Below are 13252 nucleotides of genomic sequence, written 5' to 3'. Positions count from 1 at the left end.
CCCGCACTCTGGGCGGGGTGATGCACGGCACCCATGGGGCGTCACGCGGCGTGCCCGGCAGATATTAAGGTAAGGCTAGGCATAGTTCCCAGATTGAGGTGGTTCATTTCATGCGCGCGGAGTCGTTCGGATTCCAGGCTTTTGTCATGAGCGGAGACGCTCGGTGACCGGCGACCAGCTGTCTGCGATGGATCGTCGGCGCGAGCTGTTGCGCAGACGACTTGCCGATAGCGGGGTCGCGGCGCAACCCGCCGACCAGGCCCCCCGGGTCCAGGCCGGTGAACGGCGTGAACTCGCGCCCGGCCAGCGGCGTATGTGGTTCATGCAAACCAAAGATCCAGCCGATACCTCGCTCAATGTCTGTCTCGCGCACCGCATGCGGGGTGCACTCGACGAGGTGCGTTTGCGCGATGCCCTTGCGACGGTAATCCGGCGCCACGATGTACTGCGGACCACCTATGGTGTTGACGCCGCCGGTGAGCCTTATCAGGTCTTTGCCGATGACGTCGAGGTTCCCTGGGCTGCAATAGATTTGTCGGACTTGGCTGGTGATGCTCAGGATCGGGAGATTCGGGCGTCGGCCGACCGGGAGTTCGCAAGGCCGTTTGACCTTGCTGCCGACCTGCCGCTGCGGGTCACGTTGCTGCGGGTGGGTGCCGACGACTTCGTCGTGTTGTTGGTGGTGCACCACATCTGTTTCGATGACAACTCTTGGGAGATCTTCTTCACCGAGCTGAGCGAGTGTTACAACGGGCGCTCGATCGAGGGTGATGCGCCGCAGTTCATGGTGGTAGCGGAGGTCGGCGATCCGCCCTCCGGCGCGGACCTCGAGTACTGGCGCGAATCCCTCACCCCGCTCCCGGACCCCTTGGAGCTTCCGGGGCCCGCGAGCACGTATTCCTCCCGGGGAGCCAGGCGCCGTGCCGTGCCGATGCCCGCCGAGACCGTATTTCGGATCGAGGAATTCGCCCGTGAACGCTCGGCGACGCCGTTCATGGTGCTGCTGGCGGCGTTCGGGACCCTCATCCATCGGTACACGGCGGCCTCCGACTTTGTGATCGCGATTCCGGTTGCGGAGCGAAAGGCCAATGCGGAAAAGGCAATTGGCTACTTCGGCAACACCTTGTTGTTGCGCACGGCGGTGGGCTCACGCGATACCTTCGCCTCGTACCTGGCTGAGGTGCGCGAGATGTGTCTGGCCGCCTTCGGTCACCAGAACGTCGGTATCGACGAGGTGGTGCGCGCGGTCAATCCGAGCCGCACCAACGGCCACGACGGAATGGAAGAGCTGGTCCGGTTGGGCTTCAGCATGCGCAAGGGCGCCAACGGATATCGGTTGGACGGCGTTCAGGCAACCCAACTCGACCTGGGCGCCGTCAGCGCGCAGGTCCCGCTGGCCCTGGCGATCGCCGCCGAATCCGATGGCACGCTCGTCGAAATCGAGTACCAGACCGATGCACTGCCGGAATGGCTTGTCGACCAGCTCCTTACGCACTACCGACGGCTACTCGAGGACGGTTTGAGTCGTCCGGGAGAAGTCCTCGGCCGATTGGATCCCCTTGGTGCCGAGGAGCGTTCAGCGGTACTGGAGCATTCGCACGGAGTGTTGGCCGAGGTTCCGGGCACCACCCTGGTGGATGTGCTGGACGTGTCCGCCGAGACCAGATCCGACGCGTTGGCGGTGGTGGCCGACGACGAGGAGCTCACCTACCAGGAGTTGCATCGGCGCTCGAACAGGTTCGCGCGTTGGCTCATCGCCCAGGACGTCGGTACCGAAGACGTCATCGCCCTGCGGATGTCGACATCGGTCGAGTTCATCGTCGCGATGCTCGGGGTTCTCAAGTCGGGCGCGGCCTACATGCCCATCGATCCCGCATTGCCCGAGGAACGCATCGAGTACCTGATCGCCGATGCCGGCCCACGGATGGTGTTGAGCCTGAAGGAGTTCAGAGATGCCGAGGCGCTGGCGGCCGATCTTGACGGCGCCCGGATCACCGATGCAGATCGGTTGCGTCCGCTGCTGCCCGAGAACCTGGCATACGTGATCTACACCTCGGGATCCACCGGCAGGCCGAAGGGCGTCGCGGTGGCACACGCGGCGATCGCCGAACATGTGGTGTCCTTCACCGCCGACTGGAGCATGACCGCGCAGGACCGGATGCTCCAGTCGACCTCGGTCAGCTTCGATGCCTCCCTCGCGGACATCCTGTGCCCGCTGACCTTGGGGGCACAGCTCGTCATACCGAAGTCGAATCCGTTCTCCGATATCGGATATGTGATCGATCTGGTGCGGCGCCGCGGTGTGACCGTGCTGCACATGGTGCCGGCGCTGCTCGGTTCGGTGCTGCTGTTCCCCGAGGCCCGCGAGCTGCGTGGGCTGCGGCATGTTCCCGTCGGCGGTGAAGCGCTGCCGGGGGAGGTGGCCGACAAGTTCGCGACCGTGTTCGACGCCGAATTGCGCAACCACTACGGGCCCACCGAGGCCGTTGTCTGTTCGACGCATATGTCCGTCGACGGGCCTCAGGGCAACGCGATTGTGCCGATCGGTATCCCCAACCGGAACGTCTACGCGTACGTGCTGGACCAGGCGCTCGCGCTGGTGCCGGCAGGCGTCGTCGGGGAGTTGTACCTCGGGGGCACGCAGCTGGCCCGCGGCTATCGGGACCGGCCTACGCTCACCGCGGAGCGGTTTGTCGCGGACCCGTTCAGCCCCGGAGGTCGGCTGTACCGCACCGGTGATCTGGTGCGCCGCAATGCTTCGGGGCAGCTCGAATTCGTCGGTCGTGCCGACGAGCAGGTCAAGGTGCGCGGATATCGCATCGAGCTCGGTGAGGTCGAGGCCGTCATCGGTGCCGACCCGCGGGTCGGGCACTGCGTGGTCACCGTCGTGGAGGATCCACAGGTCGGACCGATGCTGGCCGCCTACGTAGTACCTGCCGCGGGCAGTACCCCGGAAATCGATCTGGACGAACTGCGCGCCCGGGCCCAGGAGATGCTGCCCGGGTACATGGTGCCCACCGCATTCGCGGTCATCCCCGAGATTCCGCTGACCACAAGCGGCAAGCTGGACAAGCGCGCGTTGCCCGCCCCCAACCCGATGGCGGAGAGGGTATTTCGGTCGCCGACCACCCCCACCGAATACCGGATGTGCGCGATCTATTCGGAGCTGTTCGGGCGGGAGGAAGTCGGCCTGGATGATTCGTTCTTCGAATTGGGCGGGCACTCGCTGCTCGCGGCCAAGCTTGTCGCGCAGATCCGTGCGCAGTTCGGCGTCGACCTGACGGTGCGCGCGGTGTTCGACAGTCCCACCCCGGCGGGACTGGCCCAGCAGCTCGGCACCGCACAAGCACCCCGGGACGACCGACCGGATCTCGTGGTGGCCGTGCGTCCCGAGCGCTTGCCCTTGTCCTCATCGCAGCTATCCGTTTGGTTCGAATGCCAGATGGAAGGCGTCACCGATATCGCGAACATGTGGCTCGCCTTGCGTTTCGACGGCCCGCTGCAGACCTCAGCACTCGCCGCGGCCATCAACGATGTGGTGGCTCGTCACGAGTCGCTGCGCACCAATTTCGCGATCCACGAGGGTGCGCCGTACCAGTTTGTGCGGCCGTCACGAGAGCTGGAAGTGCCGATCGTGCGTGTCGGGCCGGATGACCTCCGCGACACTCTTGCCGAGCTACGCCACCATGTGTTCGGGCTGGAATCGGAGTCGCTGATCCGCCCGACCATCGTCGAACTGGGTTCCGAGGAACACGTACTGTCGCTGGTGGTGCACCACATCGTGGCGGACCACGCGTCGTTCACCGTGGTCGTGGACGACCTCGTCACCGCTTACCGCGCGCGCATCGCCGGGGAAGTCCCGCAATGGGATTCGCAACAGGTGCAGTACGCCGACTACGTGATGTGGCAACGCGACGCCTTCGGTCCCGACAGCGAGTTCGGGCAGACTGAGGTGACCTACTGGCGCGAGGCGCTGGCCGGAATACCCGGTGAGATCGCGGTGGCACATGATCGTGTCCGTCCGCAGATCCTCGGAAAGCGCGGTGAGGTCGAAAGATTCACCGTGTCGCCGGAGCGCAGGCAGGCACTGACCCGCATGGCCGAGCAGCGCGGTGTGACCGAGTTCATGGTGTACCAGGCGGCTTTGGCCATGGTTTTGCATCGATGTGGCGGTGGCACCGACATTGTGATCGGCAGCCCGGTCGCGGCGCGCGTGCATCCAGATGTCGCGCATCTCGTCGGGCTGTTCGCCAATATGGTCGCGCTACGCAACGACCTGTCGGACGATCCGACGTTGCGCACCGCGCTGGAGCGGAGCCGTGATGCGACGCTGAACGCGCACGCGCACCAAGAGTTACCCATCGAGAAATTGGTGGAGGCCATCAACCCTGCCCGTTCCCTGTCGTGGAACCCCCTGTTCCAGACCATGGTCAATTTCCGTGGTGCGGATTGGGGAGCAGACACGCGGGATCTGACGGGCTCGGGCCAGACGTGGCTGTCGCCCTTGCCCATGGAGGTGGATGTCTCCTACCTGGATCTGAACTTTGCGCTGAACGTGACTCCGGCGGGTGGGCTCGATGTCACCGTGGTTACCAACGCCGACCTGTACGACGCCCAGACCACGGTGCTGATCGCGCGGGCTCTGGATGCGGCATTCGATGCGTTCGTGAACGACCAGGACGCAAGGGTTTCCGACGTTGTGCTGGTTCCGGCCGATGCCATGCGGCGGCTGCTGGCCCCACCGGCGGCCGCGGTCGAACGCGTCGTGGCGCCGGCGGTCGAGGGCTCGCAGGAGACCACGCGCGCGCTTGTCGCGATTTTGGAGGAACTCCTGGAGATCAGCGATGTCGATCCCGAGGACAATTTCTTCGCGCTCGGTGGCGACAGCGTCATCTCCATCCAATGGTCCACGCGGGCGGCCGAACGGGGATTGGCGATGACTCCACAAATGGTGTTCGAATGCGCGACGATATCGCAGCTGGCGGGAGCGGTGGATGCTGCTGACCAGATTGTCGCAGAGAAGAACTCGGATGCCGCCGCGCAGGCAGAGCAGAGTGCTCCGATGAGTGCCTCGGGTCTGAGTGCCGACGCGCTGGCCGAGCTCACCGCATCATGGCAGGCACAGTCGTGACGGGGACCGAGCAGCAGCCCCAGATCGAGGACGTGCTGGCGCTGAGCCCGCTGCAGGAGGGTTTTTTCGCGCTATCCCAGCTTGCCGACGAGAGCGTCGATCTGTACAGCATGCAGTTCGTCGCGGATATCGACGGCGGGCTGGACGTCGATCTGTTGCGCCGCAGTGCACAGGCGCTGCTGACGCGCCATCCCAATTTGCGTGCCGCCTTCTGGGACCGTGGGCTGCCCAAACCTGTGCAGATCGTCCCGACACACGCGGACATCCCCTGGGAAGAACGCCACGCACAGCCAACGGAATTCGACGAGATCGCGTTGAGCGAGCGGCTTCGCCCCTTCGATCTGGGCAAGGGCCCGGTGATCCGTATTGTGTTGCTCACGGTCCCCGGAGAATCGCGGCACCGAATGATCGTCACCAGCCACCACATCCTGATGGACGGTTGGGCGATCGCGATCTTCTTCAGCGAGTTGCTTGCCGCCTACCAGGCGGGCGGATCGGTCGACGGGCTGCCCGCGGTGCGTCCGTACCGCGACTACATCGCATGGCTCAATGCGCAGGACACCGCCGCGGCGACCGCCCGGTGGACGCGCTACCTGGGTACCGTGTCCGGGCCACTGATGCTCGCCGAGGGCGCCGTCGCCGCGCACGACAGTGTGCCCGAGAAGTCGCAATTCCTTTTGACGCCAGAGGAAACCGTACGACTTCGGCACTGGGCGGCAACCAACGGACTCACCCTCAACACCGTGACGACGTTCGCCTGGGCGCTTGTTCTCGGCAGGTTGACCGATCGCACCGACGTTGTCTTCGGCACCATCGTGTCCGGGCGACCCAAGGAATTGCCCGATGTCGAGCGGATGGTCGGGCTTTTCATCAACTCGGTGCCGATGGTGCATCACATCGACTACTCGGCCTCGGTGGTCGAGCAGTGTGCGCAGATGCAGCGCGAAGCGGCCGCGATGCGTGATATCGGATACCTGAGCCTGTCGGCACTGCAGCGGGCCGAGGGTAGCGCCGCGTTGTTCGACACCCTGTTCGTCTTCGAGAATGCGCCCATCGGCGACGCGGCTCAAGAAGTGCAGCTGGCCGACGGGACGCGTTTCCGCCCGGTCGAGATGGAAAGTCTGGCTCACTATCCGGTGACGGTGGTGTCGCATATGCAGGGCGACGCGTTGTTGGTCCTTATCGAAGCGATTCCCGAGGCATTGCCCCATATTTCGGGTGCCAGCATCGGTGAGCGTCTGCTCTCGGTGCTGCGTCAGATGCCGGATATCGGTGACCGGACACCGGATGCGCTCGACGTTTTGACCGCGCATGAGCGGGCCGAGATCGTCGTTACGGCCTCGGCGGCCGATCGGTCCGTCACCTCGGTATGGGACCTGTTCGAACGAGAGGCGCAGGCTCACCCGGAGACACTCGCGCTCGTGGCGGGTGCGGAGTCGCGCTACACATATGCACAGTTACACGCCGAGGCGTCCAGGCTGTGTGCGGAGCTGATCGACGGCGGGGTGACTCCGGAAACGACAGTGGCGCTGGCGCTTCCGCGCTCGGCTGATTCGATCGTCGCCATCCTCGCGGTGCTGGCCGCGGGTGCCGCCTATGTCCCGGTGGACATCGATCTGCCCGCCGCGCGAATCGAATCGATTCTGCGGCAATCCAATCCGAAGATTGTCATCACGCTCGACAGGCATCGCGAGATCGGTGATCGGGGTTATCGGGCCCTGGTGCTCGATGATCCGGAGATCATTGAGCGGATCGCCGGGCGCGCCGCGGTGGCCCCCGGGATCGGCGTACATCGCGATCAGAGTGCGTACCTGATCTTCACATCCGGGTCGACGGGTGAGCCGAAGGGCGTCATCGGCACCCACGGTGCGCTGATGAGTTACTTCGCGGACCATCGCGATCGGGTGTATCGACCGGCCACTGCGCGACTGGGACGCACGCTACGGATCGCGCACGCCTGGTCGCTGAGCTTCGACGCCTCCTGGCAGCCGATGATCGGCCTGTTGGACGGGCACACCGTGCACCTGTTCGATGCCGAAGCCATGCGGGATGCAACCCGATTGGTGCGGGTCATGACCGAGCACGGTATCGACATGATCGATACCACGCCCTCGATGCTGGCGCAGTTGTCTGCCGCGGGACTGCTCGATCGCGAGCTCGCCGTGCTGGCACTTGGCGGCGAGGCGATCGAAACCGCGTTGTGGGACCGGCTGCGATCGTTGGGCGGCACCGCCGTCTACAACTGCTACGGTCCGACCGAAACGACGGTCGAGGCCGTGGTCGCGGCGGTGAAGGACTATGCGACACCCACCATCGGCACACCGAATCAGGGCATGGCGGGGTACGTGCTGGATTCGCGTCTGCGTCCGGTACCGGATGGCGCCGTGGGCGAGCTGTATCTCGCAGGCGCTCAATTGGCGCGCGGATACGCGGGTAGGCCGGCAGTGACGGCCGGCGCCTTCGTGGCCGATCCGCAGCGGCCGGGCCATCGGATGTATCGCACGGGGGACTTGGTGCGCCGGCTACCGCACGGCGGCTTCGCATATCTGGGCAGGGCCGACTCTCAGGTCAAGATCCGTGGCTACCGGGTCGAGGTCGGCGAGATCGAATCGTCGCTGCGGATCCAGCCGGGTGTGCACACCGCGGCGGTATCGGTGGTTCGTCGTGCGGGTGGCGCGAGCCTCGTGGGTTTTGTTGTCTCCCAACGGGGTGTATCGGACTTCGACCCGGTTCGCACCTTGATGAGGCTGGCCGAACGGTTGCCGTCGTACATGATGCCTTCGCGTCTGGTCGCGCTTCCGCGGCTGCCTGTCACGGTCAACGGCAAGCTGGATGGGGCCGCGCTGGAGCGACTCGCACTGGAGGCGTTGTCCGGGGGCGCCGCCGAGGGCGAGGCGGCACAACCGAGCAGCGCCACCGAATGTGCGCTGTGTGAATGCTGCGCCGAACTGTTCGACGGCACTGCGCCGGGCATCGACGAGGACTTCTTCTCGCTTGGGGTGGACAGCATTGTCGCGATTTCGTTGGTCAACAAGGCGCGCAAGCGCGATCTGATGATCACCCCGCGCATGGTGCTGGCCGCGCCGACTATTCGGCAGCTTGCCGCCTTGATCGACGACAGGGCCAACCGCGGTGAGGTGGATTCCCTTGCGGAAGAGGCCGACTACGGTGAGGTGCCGCCGCTCCCGGTGGTGTCGTGGATGTTCGAAGGCGGTAGTTACCGGCGATTTGCGTTGTCGGTATTGCTGAGACTCCCCGCCGGGATCGGCAGTGGGGATCTCGAACTGCAGTTGCAGACGCTGCTTGATGGGCACGACATGCTGCGCTCGACGCTGGCGGACACCCCCGACGGCCCTCGTGTGGTGACGCGCGAACCGGGAACGGTGCGTGCCGGATCCATTTTGAGGCGTGTGGAATTACCCGACGCGGACCACGCCGGCGAGGTTGTCACCGCTACCGCGCGTGAAAACTTCGACAGGTTGGACCCCCGCGCCGGCGCCATGGTGCAGGCGGTGTGGTTGGCGAGTCCGGACCAGGAGGACATGCTGCTGCTGTCCGTTCACCATCTCGCCATCGATGTCGTGTCCTGGCATATCGCGCTCGCCGACCTGGCCGAGGGCTGGCAGACCGTCGAGGCAGGGGGAGTGCCCAAGGCGTCCGTGGAGTTCACGTCGTATCGACACTGGAGCCAGTTGATGGTGCAGCGCGCAAGCACCGATGAGGTACATGCCCAACGTGCGTACTGGGCCGCGCAAGTTTCCGGGCCGGACCCGGTACTGGGGGCCCGCAGTGTCGATCCGGCACGCGATACCTGGGACACGCTGCGAACGACCAGAGTTGCCACGCCGGTGGAGGTGACCGGCCAGCTCCTCTCCTCATTGAGTAACCGGGACGGCGTGCGTGGATTCTTGTTGGCCGCCTTGTCGATCACGGTGGCCAGCTGGCGCCAGGAGCGTGGGCAAGATCCGGGAGCGGGCACATTGGTGTCGATGGAGGGACACGGTCGCGTCGACGGTGTGTCGGACACCGACACCACCGGCACCGTCGGCTGGTTCAACAACATCTTCCCGGCCCGGATCGGCGCAGGCGAGTTTGCCTACGGGATCGATCACATCGAGCAACACCCGGAGTCGGCCCGCGTACTTCTCGATTCGATCGCCGATCATCTGGCCGGAATACCTTACGAGGGCCTGGATTACGGATTGCTGCGTTATGTCGAGGGTTGGGAGACGCTGATCCGCGCTGCGGACCCGCAGATCCAATTCAACTATCTGGGGCGCATGGACATGAGTGGGATCTCCGATCAGCCCTGGTCGGTCATCACAGATTCGCGAAATCTCGCGGTGCCCACCAATTCGGAGCCCGACCTTCCGCTGCGATTCGGCATCAACATCTCTGTCGCCGTGACTGGCACCGCCGATGGCGCGCAACTCGTGGCGAATTGGCTGTGGAGTTCGGCCCTTTTCAGTACATCAGATGCCGAACGGCTGACGGAGTTGTGGCAGCGCAGCGTGACCACGCTTGCGGCCGTAGCAGCCCGATAGCGGCATTTCTCGTATTACTTGCAGAAGACGAAAGAAGCGACGTAATGAATTCAGAAACGGCCGGCCAGGACATCAGCGGTGTGGTCTTGAGTAAGGACGAGATCAAGGCCACGATCGCAGATCTGGTGGGTATCAGGCTGGAGCAGATCGAGGACGGGGCCGACCTCATCGCCCTCGGACTCGACTCGATCCGCATGATGACACTGGCTGGTGGCTGGCGTAAGCGTGGTAGCCGCATCACCTTCGCAGAGCTTGCTGCCGCCCCGTCCGTCGAATCGTGGTATGCCCTGCTCAGCGGTGCAGGTGTCACCGAACCGTCGGCTCCCGCAGCCGGAATCGACGGCACAGATTCCCGCGAGGATGATACCCACGAAGCCGATGCCCACGACGAGGATGAGCCTTTCCCACTGGCCACCATGCAGCACGCGTACTGGATCGGCCGATCGGAGGACCAGGAACTCGGTGGGGTCGCGGCGCATCTGTACGTCGAGTTCGACGGCGGAGTAGTCGATCCCGCGCGCCTGCGGCTGGCCGTTGATCGATTAGTGGCGGCACATCCCATGCTACGCACCAGGTTTCTGCCCGACGGCACCCAGCAGACCCTGGCGGCCCCGGGACGCGATGTGTTCAATGTGGTGGACCTGCGCGGACGTACGGCCGACGCGATCGACGAAGCGCTGGCCGAGCTCCGCGAGCGCAAGACGCATCAGCGCTTGGCGATCGAGGATGGCCAGGTACTCGACGTCACCCTGACCCTGCGCGACGAGAAGAGCAGCCGGCTGCATCTAGACGTCGACATGCTGGCAGGTGACGCGATGAGCTACCGGGTTCTGGTATCAGATCTTGCGGCGCTGTATCACGGTGCCGCACAACCGGAGTTGCACTACACCTACCGGCGATACCGCACAGAGAATCAGAGTGACACGTCGGTCTATGAGCGTGACAGGCGATGGTGGAATGAGCGGCTGGACGATTTGCCGGGTGCGCCCGAGCTGCCTACCGTGCCGGTCAGCGAACGTGCTGAACCGCATCGCACTGTCCGATATGACCATTGGCTTGAGCCTCAGGCGAAGGAACAGCTGTTGACGGCCACCCATCGGCGGGGCATCACCCCCGCGATGGCGATGGCAGCCGTGTTCGCGGAGACTATCGGCGGATGGTCGGCGCAGAGCCGGTTCTTACTGAACATTCCTCTGTTTCAACGTGAATCGACGCACCCCGATATCGATCGGGTCATCGGTGACTTCACCTCATCGATCATGCTCGAGGTTGACCTGACCGATGACATGTCGGTGGCCGATCGTGCCCGGGCTTTGCAGCACAACATGTATGAGAGCGGAGCACACTCGTCGTATCCGGGACTGAATGTGCTGCGTGATCTTGGTAGGCATCGCGGCGAGCCGGTGCTGGCGCCCGTTGTGTACACCAGCGCACTGAATTTGGGAGAACTGTTTGCCGAGACTGTCAGGGAAACGTTCGGCGAACCGGTCTGGATCATTTCCCAGGGGCCCCAGGTGCTGCTGGACGCTCAGGTGACCGAGGTCCGTGGCGGGCTGCTGCTGAACTGGGATGTACGCGAAGCCGCCTTCCCGCAGGGCATGGTTGATGCGATGTTCAACCACTATATCGACGCCGTCGCCGCGCTGTGTGACGGCGACGAGGGCTGGAATGCTGATGCGGCCGTAAGGATTCCTGCCTCGCAGGCGGAGGTTCGAAGAACTGTCAACGCGACGGACGGTCCGGTCAGTGGCCGTTGCCTGCACGAAGGCTTCTTCGACAACGCGGCCGCCCATCCTGAGGCGCCTGCGGTGGTCTGGGGATTCGGTGATGACGACGGCGTGTGGACGTACGGTGATCTAGCCGCGCAGGCACTGACGGTGGCCGGTGCCCTGCAGGCCAGAGGCGTTCGGCCCGGCGATGCGGTGGCAGTGCAGCTGCCCAAGGGGCGCGATCAGATTCTCGCGGTCCTGGGGGTGCTCGCCGCCGGAGCGACCTACATCCCGATAGGCTTCGACCAGCCTGCCGTTCGACGGGCCAGCATTCTGGAGACCGGTGGCGTGACCATCGCGATCACTGTCGAAGGCTCGGATATTCCGGTGCCTTCGTTGTCGATAAACGTTGCCGTTGAACACCCGGAACCGTTGGCAGCGCCGGTGATCCCGCCGACCGACACCGTCGCATATGTCATCTTTACCTCGGGATCCACCGGCACGCCCAAGGGTGTGGACGTGCTCCACCGCGGGGCAATGAACACTATCGATGCCGTCAACGATTGGTTCGATGTCGGGTCCACTGACCGGGTGCTTGCGCTGTCGGCCCTGGAATTCGACGCCTCTGTCTACGACATGTTCGGAATGTTCTCGGTCGGTGGATCGGTGGTGGCCGTCGATGCCGAACAGCGCGCTGAGGCCACAACGTGGGTGGATCTATTACGGCGCCACAAGGTTTCGATCTTGAACTGTGTGCCGAGCATGTTGGACATGATTCTGGAGATCGGCGGGCATGGCCTGGGTGATTCGCTGCGGGCCGTCACCCTCGGGGGTGACTGGGTGGGTGCCGACTTGGCCACCCGCCTGGCCGAGCAGGTGCCGGGATGCCGGTTCTCCGGATTGGGTGGAGCCACAGAGACGTCCATTCACAACACCATCTGTGAGGTGGTGGGTACTCCGCCCGCACATTGGGCGACAGTGCCTTTCGGTGTGCCATTGCGCAACGTCCGATGCCGGGTGGTGTCACCGGCGGGCCGCGATTGCCCGGACTGGGTAGCCGGTGAATTCTGGGTGGGTGGTGCCAATGTCGCAGCCGGATATCGCAATGATGCCGAGCGCACGGCGGAGAGATTTGTCGAGTACGACGGACTGCGGTGGTACCGGACGGGTGATATGGCCAGGTACTGGCCGGACGGAACCATCGAGTTTCTCGGCCGCGCGGACCATCAGGTCCAGATTCGTGGATACCGAGTTGAGCTGGGTGAGGTGGAAAGTGCCTTGCGGATGGTGCCCGGCGTGCGCCACGCCGTCGCCGCCATCGTCGGCGGTGACGCGCCCATTCTGGTTGCGGCGGTGTCGGGTACACCTGATCGCGCCTTGGGCTTTTCGACGCAGCTCGCCGACCTGGTTCCCAGCTACATGGTCCCGAATCGGGTTGATGTTCTCGACCAGATGCCGTTGACGCCGAACGGGAAGATCGACCGGGGCGCCGTCACAGCAATGCTTGAGCAGATGAGTACCGCCAGCGTCGATGCCACACCCCGAGATGATCTGGATGCTGCCCTGGTGGATCTGGTGTCAGCAGTGTTGGGCGTGGAATCCATAGGAATTCACGACGATTTCTTCACCCAGGGCGGCGATTCGGTGCTGGCCACGACCGTGATTGCCCGGGTCCGTGACTGGTTGTCCGCGGATCATGCGCTGGTTGGAGATTTGTTCGCCACCCGGACTGTTGCCGGACTGGCCGACAGACTCAAGCAGCGGGAGGCAGAGCTTGGTACTCCGGATCGCCTGATCGTCGTCGCGGGACACTATCTGGAGATCGCGGCGATGAGCGATGAGGAGGTCCTGGCCGGTACCACCTGATC

Annotated in this window: 3 protein-coding genes; all 3 read left to right on the top strand. The window is 64.4% G+C overall.

What is annotated here, in order from left to right; translation table 11 throughout:
- Positions 1–163: 163 nt before the first annotated feature.
- From B4393_RS16165 to B4393_RS16155, 3 genes are read left to right on the top strand one after another with little or no spacing between them, the layout of a single operon-like run.
- Entirely contained in the window at positions 164–5131 is a 4968-nt protein-coding gene (locus B4393_RS16165; RefSeq protein WP_078334952.1) for a non-ribosomal peptide synthetase, read from the top strand.
- The gene (locus tag B4393_RS16160) at positions 5128–9675 is read left to right on the top strand and encodes a non-ribosomal peptide synthetase (protein WP_078335120.1); all 4548 of its coding nucleotides are present in this window, start codon (positions 5128–5130) and stop codon (positions 9673–9675) included. The genes B4393_RS16165 and B4393_RS16160 overlap by 4 nt, the downstream gene beginning before the upstream one ends.
- Before the next feature lie 44 nt (positions 9676–9719).
- Positions 9720–13250, top strand: coding sequence for a non-ribosomal peptide synthetase (locus B4393_RS16155; protein WP_078334951.1), 3531 nt, complete (start codon positions 9720–9722; stop codon positions 13248–13250).
- Positions 13251–13252: the final 2 nt, after the last annotated feature.

The sequence above is a fragment of the Mycobacteroides franklinii genome, from assembly GCF_002013895.1.
Classification (GTDB): domain Bacteria; phylum Actinomycetota; class Actinomycetes; order Mycobacteriales; family Mycobacteriaceae; genus Mycobacterium; species Mycobacterium franklinii.
Note: the sequence above shows the minus strand (reverse complement) of the source record. Positions and strands in the feature narration are given on the sequence as shown.

Bases quoted from the DNA above. Each gene is read 5' to 3' on its own strand.
- B4393_RS16155 (WP_078334951.1), top strand. From the start codon at position 9,720: ATGAATTCAGAAACGGCCGGCCAGGACATCAGCGGTGTGGTCTTGAGT.